A 22,468-nucleotide genomic window follows, 5' to 3' on the forward strand; every position below is an offset into this window, starting at 1 on the left:
GGCGTTACTGAACGGCGTCGATACGCTTGATGATGTCGGCGTAAGGCGCACCGTACTTCGCGCGAACCTGCGCGGTGGCGTCATAGAAGGGCTTTTTGTCGACGGTGATGAACTCGACCCCGGCCTTTTTGAGTTTATCTTCACTGCTGGCCGACTTGGCATCCCACAACACACGCTCGTCAGCCTGGGCGGCCTTGGCGGCTTCCTTGACCATGTCCTGCTGTGCGGCGGTGAGCTTGTTCCAGGTGATTTTCGACATCACGATGGGCTCGGGCAGGATCAGGTGTTCGGTGAGGGTGTAGTACTTGGCGTTCTGGAAGTGGTTGTGTTCCAGAAGCGTCGGCGGGTTGTTTTCTGCGCCGTCGATCACCCCGGTCTGCAAGGCGCTGAAGATCTCGCCGGTGTCCATGGCGATACCGTTGGCGCCCATTGCATTGAAGGCTTCGATGAAAATCGGGTTGCCTTGCACGCGAATCTTCATGCCCTTGAGGTCTTCGATCTTGCGCACTGGTTTCTTGGTGTAGAGGTTGCGCGTGCCGCCGTCCATCCAGGCGAGGGCGACCAGGCCGAACTCGGAATCGGTGATCTTGGCGAGGATCTCATCGCCGATTTCGCCGTCAATCACTTTGCGCATATGCGCCTGGTCGCGGAACACGAACGGCAGGTTGAACACATTCACGTCCGGCACCACCGGGCCGACGATGCCAAGGCTGACGCGGGTCATTTGCACGGCGCCGACCTGGGCCTGTTCGACGACTTCCTTCTCGGAGCCGAGCACACCGCCCGGGAAGTACTTGAAGGTCAATTCGCCCTTGCTTTGCTGGGTCAGGGCCTTGCCCATGTTTTCTTCGGCGACCACGGTGGGGTAGCCAGCGGGGTGGATATCGGCAAACTTGATTTCCAGCGCGTGGGCGGCGCTGCTGAGGGCCACGAGTGTGGCAGCGAGCAAGGTGCGTTTGAAGTCCATGGGCGGTGATTCCTGTCTTGTTATTGTTGTATTCAAGGCACAGCGATGCAGCTAGAGGATGAACTGGGGTTCGGGCAATCCCTTGACGCCGGGGTTGAGGGCAAACACGCCGCCGGACAGCGAACTGTCACGCTGATCGTCACGAATGGAGGTGACGTACAGGGTGTCCAGGCGACTGCCGCCGAAGGCGCACATGGTGGGTTTTTTTACCGGTACGGTGAGGGACTGGTCGAGGCGACCGTCGGGGGTGAAACGGTGGACCAGGCCGGCATCGTTGGCGCAGATCCAGTAGCAGCCATCCGCGTCGACAGCTGCACCATCGGGCCTGCCGAGAAAGTCATGCATGTCCACAAACACCCGGCGGTTGGACGGCGCACCGGTGTCGATGTCGTAGTCGAATGCCCAGATCTGCTGCACTAGCGGGTGTGAATCAGAGGCATACATTGTGCGGCCATCGGGGCTGAAGGCCAGACCGTTGAGGGTGATGAAACCATCGAGCTGCGCATGGGGCGCCGTGCCAGACGCATAGCGATAAAGGGTGCCCTCAGCGGCGTTCAACCCCATGTTCAGCACCATGCTGCCGGCCCAGAAGCGGCCTTGGCGATCACAGCGGCCGTCGTTCAAGCGCATGTCCGGGCGCGGATGTTCGACACCAGCCAAGAGCGTAGTGTCGAGGCTGCCGTCGTTGTGCGGGGTCAGTTCAAAGAAGCCGGTTTCCATGCCTGCCACCCAGTTGCCCGCTTGGGTACGGGCGATGCAGGCTAGCATCTGCGGGGCCTTCCAGGCACGCAGGTGCCCGGCAGAGGCGTCCCAACGGTGCAAGCCACCGTTGGGGATGTCCACCCAATAGAGGGCGTTTTCTTCAGGCACCCATATCGGGCATTCCCCCACGGCGTTGCGGGCATCGACAATCAATTCTGCAGTCATGGCCACTCATTCCTTTGGGTTGCTGTGCACTCAGTCACCGAACGGGCCTGCCGCGCAGAACGCGCCGCCCTGATAAATCCTTGCCGGGTCATCATCTGCGACCGGCGGCTGGGCCTCGACCTGGGCGCGGAACACTTCGGAGCTGTCCTTGGGCGCAAAGCCCAGGTGTGCGGCGTAGCGGTTGTCCCACCAGGTGTCGAGGTTGGCCGACATGCCGTAGACCACGGTATGGCCGACATCGGGCGTGTACAGCGCGCGTTCGAGTAGTTGGGTCAGGTCGTCGAAGCTCAGCCACGTGTGCATCATCCGGCGGTTCTGCGGCTGCGGGAACGAGGAGCCGATGCGGATGCTCACCGTCTGGATGCCATAACGGTCAAAGTAGAAACTGGCCATGTCTTCGCCGTAGGACTTGGACAGGCCGTAGTAGCTGTCCGGGCGGCGTGGGGAGTGGGCGTCGAGTTGTTCACCCTGTTTATAGAAACCGATCACATGGTTGGAGCTGGCGAAGATCACACGCTTTACGCCATGGCGACGTGCGGCCTCGTAGATATGGAAGATGCCGCTGATATTGGCGCCGAGCACTTCTTCGAACGAGCGCTCTACCGATACGCCACCAAAATGCAGGATGGCGTCGACGCCTTCTACCAATTGGTGCACGGCTTGCTTGTCGGACAGGTCGCAGGTTTGCACTTCTTCGCGGGCATCGATGGCGGGAGCCATGTCGGCGATATCCGACAGGCGCAGGACCTTGGCGTAAGGGCGCATACGTTCGCGCAAAACTTTACCGAGGCCACCGGCGGCGCCGGTGAGCAGCAGGCGGTTAAACGGAGCAGGGGTTGTGGTGGTCATGGGCGTTCCAGATTTTTGTTGTAGGTTGTCGTATGACTATATGGAAATAGTGTTAGGGATTCTTGGTGTTGTCAACGTCCTTCCAGGCGCATGAGATCAAAGGTGGGAGCTGGCAAGCCAGCTTCCACATGGATGTGTGGCACCTTTGAGATCGAGTTCGACCCTGGAACTTACAACAACGAAATCGGATAGCTGATGAAAATCCGGTTCTCATCAAACTCGTTATTGCTGAAGTCGCGCCGCATTGTCGAATTGCGCCACTTCACATTGAGGTTTTTCAGTGCACCACTTTGCACCGTATACGCCAGTTCCGACTCACGTCCCCATTCCTTGCCATCGGTGATCGCTGCGGTGTGTACGTTACTGCCGCTGATATAGCGGTTCATCAGGGTCAGCCCTGGCACGCCGAGTACGACAAAGTTGAAGTCATGGCGCACCTGCCAGGATTTTTCCCTGGCATTGTCATAGCTGGAGTTGTAGCTGTCGTTGGCCAGCGTGCCGCCGCTGGTGCCGTTGATGCGCATCCATACACTGTCGCCGGTGAGTTTTTGCAGGCCGACGTAGAAGGTGTGGCCGTTGTATTTGGCCGAGAGCAGGGCGAACACGGTCTTGTTGTCGAGGTCGCCGGCCAAGGCGCTGCCGTCTTCCTTGCCGTTGAAGAAGCCAAGGTTGGCGCCCAGGGTCCAGTCGCCCACCGGCTGGCTGTGGGTGAGGTTCAGATACTGTTGCTGGTAGATATCAGTGAGTTCGGCGTACCACAGGCCGACCTGGGTGCGCTTGTCGTTGAAGGTATATTCGCCCCCGCCGAAGTTGAAGCGGTCCGAGGTGAACGCAGCTTTGCCGTTCATGAACATGTCTTCCATGCTCGCGTCGTTGCGTGGGCTGTTGCCGCGAAACTGGCCGCCGTAGAGGGTCAGACCGGCGATCTCATTGGACGTGACCTGGCCGCCGCGAAAGGTCTGGGGCAGAGAGCGGCCATCATCGGAACGCAGGATCGGCAGCACTGGCATCCACTCGCCAAGTTTGAGCTCGGTCTTGGACAGCCTGGTTTTCAGCGCGACCCCAAGGCGTCCGAAATTGTCGGCAGGGCGGCCATCGTCATGCACCGGCAGCAGTTGAGTACCGGCAGTGCCTTTGCCGCCATCGAGCTTTTGCGAATACAGGCCCAATACATCAATCCCGAACCCGACAGTGCCTTGGGTAAAGCCGGATTTGGCGTCGAGAATGAAGTTTTGCGTCCACTCTTCGGCCTTGCCCTGAGGGTTGCCGGGGTTGGTGAAGTTGCGGTTGAAGTAGGCGTTGCGCAGGTTGAGCGTGGCCTTGGCGTCGTCGATAAAACCTTCGGCTTGAACGCACAGGGGCAGGGTGACGGCCAGGCTAGCGAGGCTGATAAGGCCCAGGCGTGCAGAGCAATTGCGGGCGAATTGACTCACAGTGAGGCTCCCTTTCTTTTGTTGTTTTTATTATTTGTTATACGTCGTCGTACAACATTGAGCGGGATATTTGCGGGGTTTTCGGGGTGTGTCAAGCGGAAGTTATACGATGACTGTGTATGACCTGATCTAAAGCGGGCAGGGTCAATGTGGGAGGGGGCTTGCTCCCGATAGCAGTGTGTCAGTCACAGATGATCTGACTGATACACCGCTATCGGGAGCAAGCCCCCTCCCACATTTGATTGAGTTAAACCTGGTTTTTTATACCGCTAAAACCATCGGAGGCAGGGTGCCAAGCAGTGAAACGGCGGCTACTGCGCAGACCCCCAGCAGCCATTCCATCATCACGCTGGCTTTCAAACTGCCCAAGCGCTGTTCGCAGCGTTCGATACGCAACCGGTTCAGCAGCGCCAACCCCAACATCCCCGCCACCAACCCCACCTTGATCAGCAGGATCAAGGCAAACCCATTGAACAGTGGCGTGGGCCACAGTTGCCCGGTGAGCACGCGCACATTGATCAAACCGGTTACCAGCAAGCCGGCGACGAGGCCGTAACCCACGCCGCTGAAGCGCCGCAAAATCGGCTCCAGCCGGTGCTCTTGCGCGTGCCTGAGGATCAGCACCAGCACCAGCAACCCACCCAGCCAGGCCCCCACGCAGAGCAGATGCACCACTTGGTTGAGGATCAGCAATTGCCCACTCAGCCCGTCGAGCATGGCGCCATGGCCCACCGGCGCGAGGGTCGCCAGCAGCAGGGTGATCAATGGCAAACGCAAGGCTGGCCAGGGTTTGATCAGCACGATTACCAGCAGAACATTCAGCAGCAGATGCCAGGTCCATACCTGGCCGAAAAAGGTCTTGCCCAGCACCAATTGCACGGTGGCCGGTTGCAGCGCCGCGTCCCAACTGCCGGCCATGCTGGCGGTGATCAGCAGTAGCCACGCCACGCCGGAGCCAAGCCCCAGCCAGGCCAGGCCACGGGTGATGCATAGCAGTTGCCGGTCCAGAGTCGGCTGTACCTGGGCGCCGAGCAGCCAGGGCCGGAGTACGCAAGCCCCGAACATCAGCAGCACGACGATAAAATGCAGGAAACGGCACAGCACCAGCAGGGTTGCCATGGGTTACTGGCCGACCTTGAAGCTGTATTTACCGCTGCTCTTGTGGGTGTCGACCGACACTGCATTCCACACCACTTTGTAATTGCCGCTCGCGAGCGGGGCGGCAGGGGTCACGACCAGGACTTTCTTGTCCGCGTCCGGGGTTTCCAGGCCCTTGATGGCGATTTCAGTGCCGTCCTTGCTCAGGGACACCTTGGTGAAGGTGGCTTCGACGCCTTCGGTGAAGGTCAGGCGCAGGTCTTTCGGCGCGGCGACGCTGCTGTTGGCCGCAGGTTCTGCGCTCTTGAGGTGGGCATGGGCAAATGCCGCCGAGGCGCCCAGCAGGGAGGTGAGCAGGGCGAGGGTGGTCAGGGCTTTCTTGATCAACATTGTTCAATACCAATCAATGGGTAGGAGCGGGCAGTGTACGAAGTTTCGGCTTGGCCTGTCGCCCCGATCTAGAGCTGGTGGTAGTCTTTAACCCGTGTTGTTGTCAGGGAGCCCTTATGGGCAATCACAAGATCGGAATCCGTCGGGTCAACGTCGAGAAAATCCTGCTGGCGGCGGAAAAAGTCTTCGCTGAAAAAGGCTACGGCAGCACCGCCATGGCCGACATCGCCGAAGAGGTGCAACTGCCGCGTTCCAACCTGCATTATTACTTCACCACCAAGAGCGAGCTGTACAGCGCGGTGCTGTTCGACCTGCTGGAGCTGTGGAAGCAGGATGCCCTGAGCTTCGAAACCTTCGATGATCCGCGGGTGGTGCTCAGCAGCTACATCCGCGCCAAGATGATGCGCTCGCGTACGCGGCCGTATGGCTCCAAGGTCTGGGCCAATGAAATCATCCACGGCGCGCCCACGCTCGGTGAGGCCCTGGATGAAAGCCTGTACGACTGGGCCAAGATGAAGGAAGCGAAGATTCGCCAGTGGGTGCAAGACAAACGCATCCTGCCGGTGGAACCGTCGAGCCTGCTCTACATGATCTGGGCCTCGACCCAGCACTATGCCGACTTTGATCACCAGGTGAAGATTTTGAATGATCACCAGCCGTTGTCGGATATGCAGTTCGAAAAGGCGATTCAGACGGTGACCAGTGTGATCTTGCGGGGGATCGGGTTGGAGCCTTGAGCCCTGTGGTGAGGCTGAGGGGCCCATCGCAGCATGGGTATCTACACAACTTCGTAGCAGTCACCAGTAACCACGATGCGAAGCGAGGCGCTCTTGATCTGCTCTTGATCTGCTTTTGATCTTAGGCGCCCCGTTAAACCACGCTGGCCGGAATTCGACAGGGATTTGGGGGGTAAACCGGCAGGGATGCCGGTTTAGCTGCCCCGCGCCATGGATGGCGCGGGGCGGCGGCCCCCCAAATCCATGGCGGATTACGGGCACACCGAGCCTGGGCGAGGTGCCGAGTGGTGGGGCAAGAGCGTTTTGGTTACTTTTGCGCTTTTTTCAAAAGTGACCCGCTGTAAGAGCGGAACCAATAGTGGCCGTTACCTAAATAACGGATATGTACTCGGTTTGATCCGGCATCCTGGTCGGCCCTAAGGCCGCCATCGGGAGCAAGTCGAATCGTCGCACCGCCCCTCCCACAGGGACAGCGCCATACCAGAAGTTGTGTAGATACCCATGCCCATCGCAGGCAAGCCAGCTCCCACATTCGACTGCATTCCTTCAGACAAAATGCGGTCAACTGTGGGAGCTGGCTTGCCTGCGATAGCGGTCTAAAGGCTACACAGCTTCCCGATACGGATTACGCGGATCCTGCGTCCAATTCAAAAATGGCTTGCCGGTGTCCATCGGCACCATCTCGATGCAGTCCGCCACCGGGCAGGTGATCTGGCACAGGTTGCAGCCCACGCACTCATCATCAATCACTTCATACTTATGCGTGCCGTCCGCCTGTTTCAAACTGGCGATCGCCTGGTGTGAAGTGTCCTCACAGGCAATGTGGCAACGCCCACAACCGATACAGGCCGCCTGGTCGATCCTGGCGATCACCTGGTAGTTGATATCCAGGTACTTCCAATCCGTGGTGTTACCCACGGCCCGCCCGGAAAAGTCCTGCAGGCTGGTGTAACCCTGGCTGTCCATCCACCGCGACAGGCCGTCCTTCATCTCGTCCACAATCCTGAAGCCATGCAGCATCGCCGCCGTGCACACCTGCACTGCGCCACAGCCCAGGGCGACGAATTCCGCTGCATCGCGCCAGTTGCCGATACCGCCGATGCCGCAGATCGGCAAGCCCTGGGTCTGCGGGTCACGAGCGATTTCGGCGACCATGTTCAGGGCGATCGGCTTGACCGCCGAACCGCAGTAACCGCCGTGGGTACTCTGGGTGCCGACCACCGGCAGGGCGACCATGCGCTCCAGATCCACGCTGGTGATGGAATTGATGGTGTTGATCAACGACACCGCGTCCGCGCCGCCGCGATACGCTGCCCGCGCCGCCACGCGGATGTCGGTGATGTTGGGCGTGAGCTTGACGATCACCGGCAGCGAGCAATATGTCTTGCACCAGCGTGTCACCTGTTCCACATACTCCGGCACCTGGCCGACCGCTGCGCCCATGCCACGTTCGGGCATCCCGTGGGGGCAGCCGAAATTCAACTCGATGCCGTCGCAGCCGGTCGCCTCCACCAGAGGCAGGATGTTTTTCCAGGACTCCTCAACACATGGCACCATCAGCGATACGATCAGTGCACGGTCAGGCCAGTCCTTTTTCACCTGGGTGATTTCCCGCAGGTTGATCTCCAGTGAGCGGTCGGTGATCAGTTCGATATTGTTGATGCCCAGCACTTCACGATTCGCCCCGAAATGCGCCGAGTAGCGTGACGACACGTTCACCGCCGCCGGGTCTTCGCCCAGGGTTTTCCACACCACGCCACCCCAGCCGGCTTCGAACGCACGGACCACGTTGTAGGCTTTGTCGGTGGGCGGCGCGGAGGCCAGCCAGAACGGATTGGGGGCTTTGATACCGGCGAATACAATCGAGAGATCGGCCATTACGCAGCCTCCACATTCAGCATGAGTTGGGCGTGCATGGCCTCGGCGGCCAGCTTGCCGTGTTGCACGGCCTGCACGGTAAGGTCCTGGCCAAGGCTGACGCAATCGCCGCCGGCATACACGCCGGGGATACTGGTACGCAGCTGTTCATCGACAAAGATGCGCTCGCCCACGCGGTGCAGTTGCTGGGCCAGCGGGTCGTGCAGTGCGTCGTTGTCAAAGCCTTGGCCGATGGCCTTGAAGATCGCATCGGCGGCCAGTTCGAAGGTTTCCCCCGTCGGTAGCAAGCGACCATTTTCCAGGTGGGTGCGGGCCAGGCGCATACCGCGTACGCGGCCCTGGTCGTCGAGCAACACTTCGTCGGGTTGGGCCCAGGTCAGCAGCCGCACTTGATTGGCCTTGGCAATGTCTTGTTCGTGTTGGGTCGCGCCCATGTCCGCCAGGCCACGGCGGTATACAAGGTTTACCTCGCGGGCACCGAGGCGGGCCATTTGCACGGCCATGTCGATGGCGGTATTGCCCGCGCCGAGCACGATGCAGCGATCGGCCAGGGGCAGTTGGGTGAGGTCATCGGCCTGGCGCAGCTCGCGGATGTAGTCGGTGGCGGCGAGCAGGCCGGGGGCGTCTTCGTGGGCCAAGCCGAGCTGTTTGCTGGCCGCCAGGCCGAGGCCGAGGAACACCGAATCGAATTGCTGATGCAGTTCGCTCAAGGTCAGATTGTCGCCCAGGCGCTGGCCATGGCGGATTTCGATGCCGCCTACTTGCAGAAGGAAATCCAGTTCTTTCTGAGCAAAATCATCCACCAGCTTGTACTTGGCGATCCCGTATTCATTCAGGCCGCCGGCTTTCTCCTGCGTTTCGAAAACCACCACGTCATGGCCGTGCAACGCGGCGCGGTGGGCGCAGGCCAACCCCGCCGGCCCGGCGCCGACCACGGCGATGCGCTTACCGGTGGGCGCGGCGCGCTGGAACGGGTGTTCGCTGAAGTGCGCGTTGTCGATGGCGTAGCGTTGTAACAAACCGATCAGCACCGGCGCGCATTCTTGGGCGTTGTTACGCACGCAGGCTTGCTGGCACAGGATCTCCGTGGGGCAAACCCGAGCGCAACTGCCGCCGAGGATGTTGGCCGAGAGGATTTTCTGCGCAGCGCCTTGCACGTTCTCGGTGTGGATATTGCGGATGAACGACGGGATGTCGATCTCGCTGGGGCATGCGTTCACGCACGGTGCGTCGTAACAGTACAGGCAGCGCGAGGCTTCCAGATGCGCTTGCCGGGCGTTGAGCGGCGGTGCCAGGTCGCTGAACTGGCTGGCGAGGGTGGCCGCGTCATCGCGGGGGTGGGGAAGGTGGGTCAGGGTCTGGATCACGGTATTGGCCTCACGGTTATTGAGGTGCTGCCTCTGATGGGCATTGGTTTTTGTGTTGATTGTTCGGGCCTGATCGGGAGCAAGTCGAATCGTCGCACCGCCCCTCCCACATTGGAATGCGTTCCACTGTGGGAGGGGGCTTGCTCCCGATAGCGGGTTCAGCGGTTCACAGCCACTGGTTTGGAAAGCGCTGCCCGCTTGCTCAACTGCTCGAACACCGACGGATACGCCGGCCGCTCCACATAGCGCCCGGCACCCCGTTCTGCGCGCAGGTCGCCATCGGCCCAGACCAGCTTGCCCTGGCTGATGGTGTGGCTCGGCACGCCGCGCACGGTCTTGCCTTCGAAGATGTTGAAGTCGACCTGCTGGTGGTGGGTCTTGGCCGAAATGGTTCGCGTGCCTTCAGGGTCCCAGAGCACCAGGTCGGCATCCGCCCCGACGCGAATCGCGCCTTTACGGGGGTAGAGGTTGAAGATTTTCGCCGTGTTGGTGGAGGTCAGCGCGACGAACGCCTGCATCGACAGGCGCCCCGTGTTGACGCCTTCGTGCCACAGCAGCGCCATGCGGTCTTCGATACCGGCGGTGCCGTTGGGGATCTTGCTGAAGTCGTCACGCCCGGCGGCTTTTTGCTCGGCGCAGAAGCAGCAGTGGTCAGTCGCGGTGGTGTGCAGGTTGCCCGATTGCAGGCCGTGCCACAGGGCCTCCTGATGCCCGCGCGGACGGAACGGTGGGCTCATGACATAGCCGGCGGCGGTCTGCCAATCCGGGTGCTGGTAGACGCTGTCGTCCAGCAGCAAGTGGCCGGCGAGTACTTCACCGTACACCGCCTGGCCCTTGCCCCGAGCGTAGGTGATTTCATCCAGCGCCTCTTTGGTCGACACATGTACCAGGTACAGCGGCGTGCCGATGGTCTCGGCAATTCGTATTGCGCGGCTGGCCGCTTCGCCTTCCACCTGGGACGGGCGCGACAGCGGATGGGCTTCCGGTCCGGTGATGCCCTGGGCCATCAGCTTGCGTTGCAGGTGATACACCAGCTCGCCGTTTTCCGCATGAACGGTAGGCACCGCGCCCAGCTCCAGGCAGCGTTCGAAGCTGGCTACCAAGGTATCGTCGGCGGCCATGATTGCGTTCTTGTAAGCCATGAAATGCTTGAAGCTGTTGATGCCGTGATGGCTGACCAGTTCGGCCATTTCCTCGCGTACCTGCTCGCTCCACCAGGTGATCGCTACATGGAAGCCATAGTCGGATGCGGACTTTTCTGCCCAGCCGCGCCACTGGTGGAAGGCTTCCATCAACGATTGCTGCGGGTTGGGAATCACAAAGTCGATGATCGACGTGGTACCACCGGCCAAGCCTGCGGCCGTACCACTGAAAAAGTCTTCGCTGGCCACGGTGCCCATGAAGGGCAGTTGCATATGGGTGTGGGGATCGATGCCGCCCGGCATCAAGTATTGGCCGCTGCCATCGAGTATTTCAGTGCCGGCGGGAATATCCAGATCGGTGCCAATGGCCCGAATTAGACCGCCTGCGCATAACACATCGGCGCGGTAACTTTCATCATGGGTAATAACGGTTGCGCCACGGATCAACAGCGACATGTCGAGTTCCTCACAGGCTTGACCGGCTTATGCCAGTTCTAAGTGTTGTAATACTGCCGGTCGATGGAGGATTAATTCCTGTCATCGGTGACAGGAATAGAAACTAGCCCGAGTTTTTCGATTGGGCAAGAAGATTTTTCTTAAGCTTATAATTAAATTAAGTGGCTGAATTAAAAGAGAAAAATAACAAAATCACCAAAATGTAGCGAGCGCTCACCATTTTGACGCACTTGACAGCTTCTGTTTTTGAGCAACATTTCTTATTGCAAATCAGACGCTTGAGATATGCCTCTTGACGGCACTGAAAAATAAAAATAATTGTGTTGCACCAGATTGAGACCTGACGGTTCGAACAACTTGCGCAATGGCTGGCCCCAATAGCGCGACAAGTAACCCAGGCTCACTCGGAAAGCTGATAAACATCAGCACGTTATATAAGCGGTGCGGGTTCAGCAGCCGTTGTCGGCACGGTAATTGAGTGCAAAGGCAATTGGTCGGGGCCCGAGATGTCATGTTGTTTATGCGGTACTCCGGCCTCCTGTACACAGCGTGCAGGTGAGCAAAAATAACTTTAAAAAAAACCGTGGAGCGGCCATGCAACAGAACAGATCGCAAGTCATCGAGCGCAACGGCCTGTACGAACTCGACGCCGGCCCCGACGTCCTCGACAGCCCTCGCTACAACCATGACATGGCACCCACCAAGGTGCATGAGCGCACCTGGAACAAATGGCACATCACCGCATTGTGGGTCGGTATGTCGATTTGCGTGCCGACCTACACCCTGGGCGGGGTACTCACCGCGTATTTCGGCTTGTCGGTGGGCGAGGCGCTGATAGCGATCCTGCTGGCCAATATCGTGGTGTTGATCCCGCTGACGCTCAACGCATTTCCCGGCACCAAGTACGGCATCCCGTTTCCGGTGTTGTTGCGCTCGTCATTCGGCATTCTCGGTTCCAACGTGCCGTGCCTGATTCGCGCGTTGGTGGCCTGCGGCTGGTTCGGGATCCAGACGATGTTTGGCGGGTTGGCGATTCACCTGTTTCTCGGTTCGATTTTCGAGGGTTGGAAGTCGCTGGGTGGCACCGGTGAAGTGATTGGCTTCATGATTTTCTGGTGCCTGAACCTGTGGGTGGTGTTGCGCGGTGCCGAGTCGATCAAGCGCCTGGAAACCCTGTCGGCGCCGTTGCTGGTGGCGGTAGGTATCGGCCTGCTGGTGTGGGCGATGCCGAATGTGTCCCTCAGCGAGCTGATGGCGATCCCACCCAAGCGCCCTGAAGGCGCAAGCCTCACCGGCTATTTCATGGCGGGTCTGACCGCGATGGTAGGCTTCTGGGCCACCTTGTCGCTGAACATTCCCGACTTCAGCCGCTACGCCAAGAGCCAGAAAGACCAGATCCTCGGGCAGATCTTCGGCCTGCCGCTGACCATGTTCCTGTTCGCCGCCCTCGGCGTGATCATGACCGCCGCCTCGGTGAAACTGGTGGGCGTCAGCGTCTCCGACCCGGTGACCCTGATCGGCCATATCCAGAGCCCGGTGTGGGTGGCAGTGGCGATGGCGCTGATCATCGTCGCCACCTTGTCCACCAACACGGCGGCGAACATCGTTTCGCCCACCAACGACTTCCAGAACATCGCGCCCAAGCTGATCAACCGCACCACCGCGGTGATCCTGACCGGGCTGGTAGGGCTGGCGCTGATGGCCCATGAGCTGCTGAAAAAGCTTGGGTTGATCGTTTCCGATGTCAGCCTGGAGACCGTTTACTCCAATTGGTTGCTCGGCTATTCGAGCCTGCTGGGCCCGATTGCCGGGATCATGGTGGTGGACTACTTCATCACCCGCAAACAGCAACTGGACCTGGCAGGACTTTACCGTGATGACGTGTACCCGGCGTGGAACTGGAGTGGTTTCATCGCCTTTGGCGTGCCGGTGGTGCTGACCCTGTTGTCGCTGGGCAGCGATGCGTTCAGTTGGTTTTACAGCTATGGCTGGTTTACCGGTTCGGCGTTGGGCGGGGTGTTGTATTACGGGCTCAATGCCAAGCGCGGTATCAACCCGGCCGTAGCCAAATCATCCTTGTGAACGCGGTCAATGTGGGGGGCTTGCCCCCGATGGCGATGTATCAGTCACGCATATATCGAGTCGGCCACTGCTATCGGGAGCAAGCCCCCTCCCACATTGGACCGCGTGCCACCTGTTCCAATCATAAGAAATACAGCCTGAGGAGATCCCCATGAACGCTGCCCTCGACGTTCTGCAATCGACCCATCAGCACATCAACCGCGACCGCCTGTGGCAGTCGCTGATGGACCTGGCCAGGCTCGGCGCCACCCCCAAGGGCGGGGTGTGTCGCCTGGCCCTTACCGACCTTGACCGCAAGGCCCGCGATCTCTTCGTGCAGTGGTGCGAAGAGGCCGGCTGTACCGTGAGCATCGACGGTATCGGCAATATCTTCGCCCGCCGTCCAGGGCGCAACGCGGACCTGCCGCCGGTGATGACCGGCAGCCATATCGATACCCAGCCAACCGGCGGCAAGTTCGACGGTTGCTTCGGTGTACTGGCGGGGGTGGAAGTGTTGCGCACCCTTAACGATCTCAAGATTGAAACCGAGGCGCCGTTGGAAGTGGTGGTGTGGACCAACGAGGAAGGCTCGCGGTTTCCACCGTGCATGATGGGCTCCGGCGTGTTCGCCGAAAAGTTCAGCCTGGCCGATACCCTGGCCAAGGTCGATGCGGACGGCGTCAGCGTCGGCGATGCGTTGAATGCCATCGGCTATGCCGGGACGCGCCCCGAGAGTGGGCATAAGGTTGGCGCCTATTTCGAGGCGCACATCGAGCAAGGGCCGATTCTTGAGGATGAAAAGAAAACCATCGGCGTGGTACTCGGCGCCCTTGGGCAAAAATGGTTCGACCTCAAACTGCGCGGTGTCGAAGCCCACGCCGGCCCGACCCCGATGCACCTGCGCAAGGATGCCCTGGTGGGCGCGGCGGTGGTGGTGGCGGCGGTGAATGCGGCGGCGCTGGAGCATCAGCCGCACGCCTGTGGCACGGTGGGTTGCCTGCAAGCGTATCCAGGGTCGCGCAACGTGATTCCGGGGGAGGTACGCATGACCCTGGATTTTCGTCATTTAGAGCCAGCACGGCTGGACTCGATGATTGCCCAGGTGCGCCAGGTGATTGAGGACACTTGTGCCAAACATGGGCTGAGTTACGAGATGGAACCCACCGCCGACTTCCCGCCGCTGTACTTCGACAAAGGCTGCGTCGACGCCGTGCGCGATGCGGCCAATGGGTTGGGCCTGTCGAATATGGACATTGTCAGCGGGGCAGGGCACGACGCAATCTTCGTCGCCGAGCTTGGCCCGGCGGGGATGATCTTCGTGCCGTGTGAAGGTGGCATCAGCCATAACGAAATCGAAAATGCCGCGCCGGATGATCTGGCGGCGGGGTGTGCGGTGTTGTTGCGCGCCATGGTGGCAGCTTCAGCAGCTATCGCCAGCGGTTGAAAATGTGGGAGGGGGCTTGCTCCCGATGACGGTGTGTCAGTCAATTTGTCCGTCGCTGACCCGCCGCTATCGGGAGCAAACCCCCTCCCACAGGGGGCCGCGGTGTTCATACATAGTGTGTCTGGCGCGGAACCAGTGTGGGAAGGTGGGCAGCTCCTCCCACAGAGGGGGCATGTTCATACAGGTTGTGTCTGGCGCAGGACCAGTGTGGGAGGGGGCTTGCTCCCGATTGCGGTATTGACGTCAGGCGCCAGGTTGCCAGCCACCGCCGAGTGCGGTCAAAAGCCCCACACTTGCCACCAGCTGCCGCGTCTGTACGGCCTGTAATGTGCGCTGCGCCTGTAGCGCCGCAGTTTGTGCGGTGACCACATCCAGATAACTCACCGCCCCCGCCTGATAGCTGTTCATCGCCAACGCCTGGGTATGTTGCGCCGCCCGCGCCGCCGCCTGTTCATCCTGGGCTTGCTGCTGCAAGTCCCTCAGTTGCCCCAGGTTGTCCTCTACCTCTCGTACGGCTTGCAACACATGGCTACGGTATTGCGCCGACGCCTCTTCAAACTCGGCCTTGGCCTGGCGCTCATTGGCACTCAACCGCCCGCCATCAAAGATCGGCAGGCTCACCAACGGCCCCAACGCCCAATATCGATTGCCAGCTGACAGCAGATTCCCGACGCCTTGCGTCTGCCCGCCTATCAACCCGGTCAGGCTGAAATCCGGATACCACGCTGCCTTGGCTACGCCGATATTTGCGTTGGCCGCAAACACCCGGCGTTCAGCCGCGGCAATGTCCGGGCGACGTTGCAGCAAGTGGCTTGGCAACTGCGATGGAATCCTTGGCAAGGCCATCAACGGCGGGCTGTGCGGCAATGAAAAGTCACTGGCCGCCACGCCCACCAACTCGCCGATTGCATGCTCGGTCAGGTTGCGTTGGCCACGCACCTCATCCCGCTGCGCCTTGGCCTCGGCCAGTTGATTTTGCGCGCGAGTCAGGTCCAGTTCCGAGGCAATCTGGCCTTCGTAGCGACTGCGCGTCAGTTGCAGTGCCTGGCTGAAATCCTCCAGCGAGCTGTCGAGTATTCGGCTCTGTGCATCCAGGCCATTGAGTTGCACATATAACGTCGTCAACTGCCGTTGCAGGCTCAGGCGAGCCACCGCCAAGTCATCGCCTGACGCTTGCGCCTGAGCGTCGCCGGCCGCGACCTGATTGCGGATCTTGCCCCACAGGTCCAGGTCGTAGCTCAACGAAAACCCGGCAATGTTGCTGTTGTACACCGACGGCTGCGTTGTGCCGCGCAACGGTCTCGCGTCCGATTGCCGTTGGCGCTGCGGCTGTGCGCTGGCGCTGATTTGCGGGAACAGCCCGGCGTGCAACTGGCTGGCATACGCCTGGGAGGCATCGAAGTGCGCCAGTGCCGCAGCCAGGTCCGGGTTGCTGTTGAGCAATTGCTGCTGCAGCTTGTTCAACGTTGGATCGTTATAGAGTTGCCACCACTGGGTCACCAACTGATCGGACGGTTGCGCGCTGTGCCATGGGCCGTCGCTGGTCTGTTCGCGGTAGTGGGCGGGCAGGTCAATCGATGGCGCGGTATAGGTCGGTGCCATTGAGCAACCCTGCAACGCCAGCAGTATCAACGCCGCGAGCGGTTTAAGCCTTGGGCGCATGGGCACCTCCGGCGGCGTCGGCCAGTTGCACCGGGTCGCCTTCGCGCAAGGCATCGGGCGGGTTGTCGATGATGTGGTCGGTGGCTTTCAAACCCTGGTCGATCACCAGGCGCTCGCCCAGGTCCAGACCGATGTGGATGTCTTGCAGGTGCACATGATTCTGCCCATCCAACACCGCCACTTGCGTACCCTGGGCGCGGAAGATCAAGGCGCTGGCCGGGATGCTCACGCCGTGAGTATCGGCCGGAATCGGCAGGCTGGCTTCGGCGTAGTCGCCCGGTAGCAATTCACCGCTGGGGTTGTCGACGACGAACTGGGCGAGCAGGGTGCCGGAGCGGCGGTCGATGGCGGTGGAGTCACCGATCAGGCGCGCCTTGAAGTGTTCGCCTGGGTGCTCAGGCACCGTCAACTCGGCTTCCAGGCCCGGATGGATCACTGCCGCGTAGTTCTGCGGCACCGGCACATACAGGCGCAGTTGGTGGGTGTCGGCCAGGGTGAACAGCGCCAGATCGCTGTCGGTATCGGCTTTGATCAACTGACCGATATCGGTATGCCGCGCAGTGATGGTGCCAGCGAATGGCGCACGCAGGGTTTTGTAGCCCTCCAATGCTGACAAGCGAGCGTAGTCCGCTGCGCCAGCCTCGGCATTGGCTGTGGTCGCGGCGGCGTTCGAGGTTTTTTCATCGGCTTCCTGGCGCGACACCGAATGGCTCGCCAACAGGTGTTGCCAGCGCGTGGCAGTGGTGGCTGCCAGACGTGCATTGGCCTGTTCCTGAATCAGCCGTGCGTGAGTCTGCGCCAGTTGCTGGTCGAGGTCAGGGCTGTCGATTTCGGCGAGGATTTGCCCGGCCTTGACCTGCGTGCCCATATCCACTTTCCAGTCTTTCAGATAGCCGCTGACCCGCGCATGGATCGGCGCTGTGCTCCAGGCTTCCAGGTGCGCCGGCAAGCGCAGCGTATCGCCGGCAGTGTTCTGTTGGGGTTGGAACACCATCACTTGGGGAATGGCCGCCGTTTCGGTCCAGGCAGCGACAGATCGCTCGTGCAGCGTGCGGGCGTGCAAGCCGCTGGCGACCAGCAGGGCAGCGAGGGTCAGGCCGCCGACACCCATCAGCATCAGACGCTTGCGCGAGGGTTTTTGATCAGACGACATGGGGCGTTTCTCCAGCAATTGCGCGAGTAGGGTGACGGCCGTGGACCAGGCTGAAGACCACGGGTACAAACAACAGAGTGGCGATGGTGGCGAAGATCAAACCGCCGATAACGGCGCGACCCAGCGGCGCGTTTTGCTCCTCGGACAGCGCCAGGGGCAACATGCCGATGATCATTGCCAGGGCGGTCATGCACACTGGGCGAAAGCGCGTGTAACCGGCTTCCATGGCGGCTTTCAACGCGTCGCCATGTTCGGCCAGGCGTTCACGGCAGAAGCTCACCACCAGGATCGAGTTGGCGGTGGCCACGCCCATGCACAGGATGGCGCCGGTGAGCGCCGGGACCGATAACGAGGTGCCGCTGAGGAACAGCATCCACACGATCCCCGCCAGTGCGGCCGGTAACGCCGTGATGATCACAAAGGGGTCGGCCCAGGACTGGAAGTTGACCACGATCAGCAAGTAGATCAGCACCACGGCGCCGAGCAGCCCCAAGCTCAAACCACTGAACGCCTCATGCAGCGCATCGATTTGCCCGTGCAGGCTGATGGTCGCGCCTTTGGGACGCATGGATGCAGTGTCGTCCAGCACTTTTTGCACATCACGGGCCACGCCGCCCAGGTCGCGACCTTGTACGTTGGCATACAGGTCCAGGGTCGGTTCGATGTTGTAGTGGGTGACCACCGCCGGGCTTTGTACGCGGGAGATGGTCGCCACGCCCCCGAGGATTTGCGATTGGCCATTGGCACCGGTCACCGGTAGGGCCTCCAGTGATGGCAGGCTGTCGAGACGGTACTGCGGGGTGGCGGCGACGATGGAATAGGACACGCCATTGGCCGGGTTGAGCCAGAAGGTCGGTGCCACCTGGGAGCTGCCGGCCAGGGAGGCGACCATGCTGTTGGTGACGTCTTTTTCGGTAATGCCCAAGCCGTTGGCGCGCAGGCGGTCGACATTGACCTGCAAGGAGGGGTAACCGGTGGACTGCTGGATATGCAGGTCTGCAATGCCTGGTACGTGTTGCAAGCGTCGTTCGAGTTCTACGGCGTAAGCGCGGTTTTCTGCATCGCTGCGCCCGGAGATTTTCACATCCAGCGGGGCCGGCGCGCCGAAGTTGAGAATCTGGCTGCTGATGTCTGCCGGCAGGAACGCAAAGTGGCTGCCGGGGAAACTTTGCGGCAGGGCTTCACGCAGTTTTTTCACGTAGTCGGCGGTGGGGGCGTGGTGCTTATTCAGGGTGACCTGGATATCGCCATCCTGAGGGCCGATGGTGCCGCTGCTGCTGTAGGCCATGTCGATACCGCTGAGCGGGATGCCGATATTGTCGACGATGGTGTCGAGTTCGTCGGCGGGGATGACCTCGCGAATGCGTGCTTCGATGCGATCGAACGCAGCGGCGCTTTCCTCGATTCGCGTGCCCAGCGGCAAGCGCACATGCAGCGCGAGGGCACCGGCATCGGTGGCCGGGAAAAAGTCCTGGCCCAGGCTCGGCAGCAACGCGAATGAGGCGATTACGCAGGCCAGGAAGCCGACAATGAAGCGCTTTCGCGCCCCCAGCGCCAACGTCAGCAAGCCATGGTAAGTGTCACGGATATTGGAGAAGTGACGCTCAAAGCCCTGTTGGAAATTCAGCACCGATTGCAGCAACGCATTGCGCGGTTTCGCGTGTTGCTCACCCTCATGATGGTTGATGAATTGATCTTCGGGATGATGCCCCACGCCTTGCTCCGGCGTATGCGGCTTGAGCAGGAACATCGCCAGCGTCGGCACCAGGGTGCGCGAGAGGATGAACGAACTGGCCATGGCAAAGATCACCGCCAGCGCCATTGGCCGGAACAGATAACCGGCGATGCCTTGCAGCAAAAACATCGGCACAAACACGATGCAGATGCACAGCAGCGAGACAAACGCCGGGCCGACGATTTGCGCGGCACCGTCGAGGATCGCAGTGTTCACCGCCTTGCCTTGTTCCAGGTGCCAGTTGATGTTTTCGATGGTCACTGTGGCGTCGTCCACCAGAATCCCCACCGCCAACGCCAGCCCGCCGAGAGTCATCACGTTGAGGGTTTGCCCGCTGACCGCCAGCAGCGCGATGGCCGAGAGCACCGCCAGCGGAATCGACGCGGCGATGATCAAGGTCGAGCGCCAACTGCCGAGAAACAACAGGATCATCGCACTGGTGAGCAGCGCGGCAATGATGCCTTCCTGGGTTACGCTGCCCACCGATTGCTTGACGAACACCGAGGCATCACCCAGCAGTGAGGTTTTCAGTGAAGGCGGCAGGGTTTCGTTGATGCGTGGCAGCATCTGGCGGATGCCGTCGATGATCGACAGGGTAGAGATGCTGCCGTTCTTCAACGCCGGCATCAGCACCGCGCGATGGCCGTCGACGCGCACGATGTTGGTTTGCGGCGGCGAACCGTCGCGCACATGGGCGACCTGGCCGATGGTGATGATTGCGCCGTCGACTGTCTTGATCGGCAGGTCATTGAGTTCATCGATGGCCTTGGGGCTGTTGTTGAGCAGGATCGTGTATTCGTCGGAACCCAGCTTGGCGGTGCCCACCGGGATGATCTGGTTCTGCAAAGCCAGGGCATTGCCGACGTCCTGGGCCGACAAGCCCTTGGCAGCCAGGGCCTGGGGGTCGAGGTCGAGGGTGATCTGACGCTGCTTGCCGCCCATCGGCGTGGGCATGGCCAGGCCGGGCAGCGCGCTCAGGGGCAGGCGGATGTTGTTCTGCACCAGGTCGCGGATCCTGGCTTCCGAAAGGCTCGGGCTGGAGAACGCCATTTGCAGGATCGGCACCGTGGAGGCGCTGTAGTTGAGGATCAGCGGCGGCGTGATGCCCGGTGGCATCTGCTTGAGCACGGTTTGCGACACCGCTGTGACCTGGGCGTTGGCGGTGCGGATATCGACGCCGGGCTGGAAGAAGATCTTGACGATACCCATGCCGGGCAGTGATTGCGATTCGATATGTTCGATGTCGTTGACGGTGGTGCTCAAGGAGCGTTCATAGGTGTAGATCACCCGCCCGGCCATGGCGTCCGGGGACAGGCCGTTGTACTGCCAGACCACCGCGACCACGGGTATGCCGATATCGGGAAACACATCAGTGGGCGTACGCAGGGCCGCCATGGGCCCGATGATGCAGATGAATATGGCCAACACGATAAACGTGTACGGCTTTTGCAGTGCGGTCTTTACCAGCCCGAGCATGCGTGAGTCTCCGAGAAGAGCAGGATTGCAAACCCCGGCAGTCTTGCCCGACCCACCTAACACGCACCTTTCAGCCAGGTGAAGGAAGATTTAGGTAATGGCTGAAGATCGTTTCATTGGTATTCATTTGTTCTGCAAACGCCGGCTCTTCAAGCTTGCCAGCCATCGGATACGTCTTTTTTGATGTTCTTTGGAGCCCTGCCATGTCACTGAAAACCCTGTTGTTGATACCTATGCTGAGCGTAGTTGTGTTGCTCTCGGCCTGCGCCGGCCCGCTGCCCAAGGCCGACCCGAGCCAAGCCTGGATCGGCCTGAAAGAGGAAGCGCCAAATGACCTGATGGCCGAGCGGGTGGACGGTAAACGCGTCGATGACGGGCGCTACTTTGAAGTCAGCCCCGGTGACCATCGGCTGGACGTGACCTTGTTTGAAGACGAACCCGGCGACGACAACCAGCAAGACTGCCAGGGCCGGGTGGAATACAAACACTTCAAGGCGGGTGAGCATTACACACTGGAAGAGTCGAGCCTGGGCACCACCGTGCGTGCATCCCTCAAGGACGGGCACGGCAAGGAAATCGCCGCCACCCAAGACTTCAATTGCATGCCTGGCTAGGCGTGATGGGCCGTCGCCTTGGGAGGCTTGGCGGGCGCGGTAGGTTTGACGTGGGGGTGATGATGCCGGCGAGTCACGCGCATGACCCCCCACAACATGGCCGCGGCCACTGCCAACCAACCACAGATCAACAGAAAAATTGTCGTCGCAAGGCTCATTCGGGCCTCCTTTCGCCCACTTGGGGCACACACAGTCTTCTCAATGGACAGTCTAGCTACCTGGCGGTTGCCTGCTATTGACCAATGGTCGTGTCTGTCCAACTTGTTTGCTCTATCGAGGGTGCTTTACTGATGTGCCAGGCTATACCCGCGCTCAAGAGCATCCTATGATCAGGGCCCTCACTGCCCGTTGATCAAGAGAGTAAAACATTGCGCTTACGCTCGAACCTTAAAACATCCATCTTGCTGGCTTGTGCCCTGGGGTTAACGGCTTGTTCCAGCCAACCGTCGAAGCTGTCCGGCCTGCCGGAGCGCGTTGAACTCAACGGCGTGCCGACCTTTCGCAGCGAGGCTTATCAGAGCGGTCCTACGGCACTTGCCAGTATGCTGTCGCAACAAGGCATTGTCATGACACCGGGGTTGCTGGACAAGCCGCTGCGCCTGCCGGGTGCTGAGGCGAACCTCGAACGCAACATGCAGGTGCTGGCGCGCGAATACGGGCTGATGGTGTACCCACTGGACGCCAAGCTGACCGCGGTGCTGGCGCAGGTGGCGGCGGGTTACCCGGTGATGGCGCGAATCAATTCCAGCTTCTGGTCCGGAGCGCGTTATGTCGTGGTGGTGGGGTTCAACCAGCAGAAGAGCACGGTGTTGTTGCGCTCTGGAAACGAGCGCCGATTGATTATGGAATTCAGCGACTTCGAGTCGGCGTGGAAGAGCGCGGGGCACTGGGCTATCCTCACCCAGCGGCCGAGCCAATTACCGGCCAATGTGGATGCGCAGCGCTGGCGTGATGCGGCGAATGCAACAGGCCAGGCGGGGCAGGAAGGGGCAGCGGCCCAAGCGCTCAAAGTGTTGGCAGAACGCAAATAAAAATGTGGGAGGGGGCTTGCTCCCGATAGCGGTTGATCAGGATAAGTT

General features: G+C 60.6%; 18 protein-coding genes. 5 read left to right on the forward strand and 13 right to left on the reverse strand.

Annotated features, from left to right (window positions below; genetic code table 11):
- Nucleotides 1-4 precede the first annotated feature (4 nt).
- The 6 genes from J1G33_RS17400 to copC form a co-directional block, all read right to left on the reverse strand.
- Complete coding sequence (locus J1G33_RS17400; RefSeq protein ID WP_223018461.1) at nt 5-967, reverse strand: TRAP transporter substrate-binding protein; 963 nt, start codon at nt 965-967, stop codon at nt 5-7.
- 51 nt (nt 968-1,018) lie between these two features.
- The gene (locus tag J1G33_RS17405; RefSeq protein ID WP_032880494.1) at nt 1,019-1,894 is read right to left on the reverse strand and encodes an SMP-30/gluconolactonase/LRE family protein; all 876 of its coding nucleotides are present in this window, start codon (nt 1,892-1,894) and stop codon (nt 1,019-1,021) included.
- 30 nt (nt 1,895-1,924) lie between these two features.
- Nucleotides 1,925-2,743 carry an NAD(P)-dependent oxidoreductase gene (locus J1G33_RS17410; RefSeq protein ID WP_032880497.1) on the reverse strand — a complete coding sequence of 273 codons (819 nt, stop codon included), beginning with the start codon at nt 2,741-2,743 and terminating at the stop codon, nt 1,925-1,927.
- Nucleotides 2,744-2,913: 170 nt separating this feature from the next.
- Nucleotides 2,914-4,176 carry an OprD family porin gene (locus tag J1G33_RS17415; protein WP_032880499.1) on the reverse strand — a complete coding sequence of 421 codons (1,263 nt, stop codon included), beginning with the start codon at nt 4,174-4,176 and terminating at the stop codon, nt 2,914-2,916.
- A gap of 261 nt (nt 4,177-4,437) precedes the next feature.
- Nucleotides 4,438-5,295: a copper homeostasis membrane protein CopD gene (gene copD, locus J1G33_RS17420; protein ID WP_148853552.1), complete on the reverse strand. Its 858-nt coding sequence runs from the start codon at nt 5,293-5,295 to the stop codon at nt 4,438-4,440.
- Between the two features lie 3 nt (nt 5,296-5,298).
- The gene (copC, locus tag J1G33_RS17425; protein ID WP_032880503.1) at nt 5,299-5,664 is read right to left on the reverse strand and encodes a copper homeostasis periplasmic binding protein CopC; all 366 of its coding nucleotides are present in this window, start codon (nt 5,662-5,664) and stop codon (nt 5,299-5,301) included.
- Nucleotides 5,665-5,780: 116 nt separating this feature from the next.
- Between copC and J1G33_RS17430 the strand changes: the two genes are divergently transcribed.
- Nucleotides 5,781-6,401 (forward strand): TetR/AcrR family transcriptional regulator, encoded by a 621-nt coding sequence (locus J1G33_RS17430; protein WP_223018462.1) that lies wholly within the window; start codon nt 5,781-5,783, stop codon nt 6,399-6,401.
- A 603-nt stretch (nt 6,402-7,004) separates the two neighbouring features.
- Here the strand turns inward: J1G33_RS17430 and preA are convergent.
- The 3 genes from preA to hydA form a co-directional block, all read right to left on the reverse strand.
- Complete coding sequence (gene preA / locus J1G33_RS17435; protein ID WP_032880504.1) at nt 7,005-8,279, reverse strand: NAD-dependent dihydropyrimidine dehydrogenase subunit PreA; 1,275 nt, start codon at nt 8,277-8,279, stop codon at nt 7,005-7,007.
- Nucleotides 8,279-9,646, reverse strand: a complete 1,368-nt coding sequence (locus J1G33_RS17440) for an NAD(P)-dependent oxidoreductase (protein WP_223018463.1) — start codon at nt 9,644-9,646, stop codon at nt 8,279-8,281. The genes preA and J1G33_RS17440 overlap by 1 nt, the downstream gene beginning before the upstream one ends.
- A gap of 158 nt (nt 9,647-9,804) precedes the next feature.
- Entirely contained in the window at nt 9,805-11,244 is a 1,440-nt protein-coding gene (gene hydA, locus J1G33_RS17445) for a dihydropyrimidinase (protein ID WP_005789316.1), read from the reverse strand.
- Nucleotides 11,245-11,838: 594 nt separating this feature from the next.
- Here hydA and J1G33_RS17450 point away from each other — a divergent pair.
- Together J1G33_RS17450 and J1G33_RS17455 are read left to right on the forward strand one after the other, a co-directional pair.
- Nucleotides 11,839-13,326, forward strand: coding sequence for an NCS1 family nucleobase:cation symporter-1 (locus J1G33_RS17450; RefSeq protein WP_005789314.1), 1,488 nt, complete (start codon nt 11,839-11,841; stop codon nt 13,324-13,326).
- Between the two features lie 151 nt (nt 13,327-13,477).
- A complete protein-coding gene (locus J1G33_RS17455; RefSeq protein WP_223018464.1) occupies nt 13,478-14,749 on the forward strand; it encodes a Zn-dependent hydrolase in 1,272 nt (423 codons plus the stop codon).
- A gap of 243 nt (nt 14,750-14,992) precedes the next feature.
- Here the strand turns inward: J1G33_RS17455 and J1G33_RS17460 are convergent, their stop codons facing one another.
- The 3 genes from J1G33_RS17460 to J1G33_RS17470 are packed head-to-tail and all read right to left on the reverse strand — an operon-like array spanning nt 14,993 to nt 20,775.
- Entirely contained in the window at nt 14,993-16,411 is a 1,419-nt protein-coding gene (locus tag J1G33_RS17460; protein ID WP_223018465.1) for an efflux transporter outer membrane subunit, read from the reverse strand.
- Complete coding sequence (locus J1G33_RS17465; protein WP_223018466.1) at nt 16,395-17,564, reverse strand: efflux RND transporter periplasmic adaptor subunit; 1,170 nt, start codon at nt 17,562-17,564, stop codon at nt 16,395-16,397. Before J1G33_RS17465 ends, J1G33_RS17460 begins: the two co-directional genes overlap by 17 nt.
- Complete coding sequence (locus J1G33_RS17470; protein ID WP_223018467.1) at nt 17,554-20,775, reverse strand: efflux RND transporter permease subunit; 3,222 nt, start codon at nt 20,773-20,775, stop codon at nt 17,554-17,556. The genes J1G33_RS17465 and J1G33_RS17470 overlap by 11 nt, the downstream gene beginning before the upstream one ends.
- Before the next feature lie 203 nt (nt 20,776-20,978).
- On the opposite strand from J1G33_RS17470, the gene J1G33_RS17475 reads away from it, so the two are divergent.
- On the forward strand, nt 20,979-21,389 hold the full coding sequence (locus J1G33_RS17475) for a hypothetical protein (protein ID WP_005789306.1): 411 nt from the start codon (nt 20,979-20,981) through the stop codon (nt 21,387-21,389).
- Here J1G33_RS17475 and J1G33_RS17480 read toward each other — a convergent pair.
- On the reverse strand, nt 21,386-21,547 hold the full coding sequence (locus J1G33_RS17480) for a hypothetical protein (RefSeq protein WP_223018468.1): 162 nt from the start codon (nt 21,545-21,547) through the stop codon (nt 21,386-21,388). The two genes, J1G33_RS17475 and J1G33_RS17480, sit on opposite strands and share 4 nt — an antisense overlap.
- A 210-nt stretch (nt 21,548-21,757) precedes the next feature.
- On the opposite strand from J1G33_RS17480, the gene J1G33_RS17485 reads away from it, so the two are divergent.
- Nucleotides 21,758-22,420, forward strand: a complete 663-nt coding sequence (locus tag J1G33_RS17485) for a peptidase C39 family protein (protein ID WP_032880515.1) — start codon at nt 21,758-21,760, stop codon at nt 22,418-22,420.
- Nucleotides 22,421-22,468 lie beyond the last annotated feature (48 nt).

Origin of the sequence: Pseudomonas sp. P867 (assembly GCF_019891455.1) — a bacterium.
GTDB classification, from domain to species: domain Bacteria; phylum Pseudomonadota; class Gammaproteobacteria; order Pseudomonadales; family Pseudomonadaceae; genus Aquipseudomonas; species Aquipseudomonas synxantha_A.

Excerpts from the sequence above, each read along its gene's own strand:
- hydA (WP_005789316.1), bottom strand. The coding sequence starts at position 11,244 with ATGTCGCTGTTGATCCGTGGCGCAACCGTTATTACCCATGATGAAAGT.
- J1G33_RS17470 (WP_223018467.1), bottom strand. The coding sequence starts at position 20,775 with ATGCTCGGGCTGGTAAAGACCGCACTGCAAAAGCCGTACACGTTTATC.
- preA (WP_032880504.1), bottom strand. The coding sequence starts at position 8,279 with ATGGCCGATCTCTCGATTGTATTCGCCGGTATCAAAGCCCCCAATCCG.
- J1G33_RS17460 (WP_223018465.1), bottom strand. The coding sequence starts at position 16,411 with ATGCGCCCAAGGCTTAAACCGCTCGCGGCGTTGATACTGCTGGCGTTG.
- copC (WP_032880503.1), bottom strand. The coding sequence starts at position 5,664 with ATGTTGATCAAGAAAGCCCTGACCACCCTCGCCCTGCTCACCTCCCTG.
- J1G33_RS17400 (WP_223018461.1), bottom strand. The coding sequence starts at position 967 with ATGGACTTCAAACGCACCTTGCTCGCTGCCACACTCGTGGCCCTCAGC.
- J1G33_RS17405 (WP_032880494.1), bottom strand. The coding sequence starts at position 1,894 with ATGACTGCAGAATTGATTGTCGATGCCCGCAACGCCGTGGGGGAATGC.
- copD (WP_148853552.1), bottom strand. The coding sequence starts at position 5,295 with ATGGCAACCCTGCTGGTGCTGTGCCGTTTCCTGCATTTTATCGTCGTG.
- J1G33_RS17475 (WP_005789306.1), top strand. The coding sequence starts at position 20,979 with ATGTCACTGAAAACCCTGTTGTTGATACCTATGCTGAGCGTAGTTGTG.
- J1G33_RS17465 (WP_223018466.1), bottom strand. The coding sequence starts at position 17,564 with ATGTCGTCTGATCAAAAACCCTCGCGCAAGCGTCTGATGCTGATGGGT.
- J1G33_RS17450 (WP_005789314.1), top strand. The coding sequence starts at position 11,839 with ATGCAACAGAACAGATCGCAAGTCATCGAGCGCAACGGCCTGTACGAA.
- J1G33_RS17455 (WP_223018464.1), top strand. The coding sequence starts at position 13,478 with ATGAACGCTGCCCTCGACGTTCTGCAATCGACCCATCAGCACATCAAC.
- J1G33_RS17410 (WP_032880497.1), bottom strand. The coding sequence starts at position 2,743 with ATGACCACCACAACCCCTGCTCCGTTTAACCGCCTGCTGCTCACCGGC.
- J1G33_RS17480 (WP_223018468.1), bottom strand. The coding sequence starts at position 21,547 with ATGAGCCTTGCGACGACAATTTTTCTGTTGATCTGTGGTTGGTTGGCA.
- J1G33_RS17430 (WP_223018462.1), top strand. The coding sequence starts at position 5,781 with ATGGGCAATCACAAGATCGGAATCCGTCGGGTCAACGTCGAGAAAATC.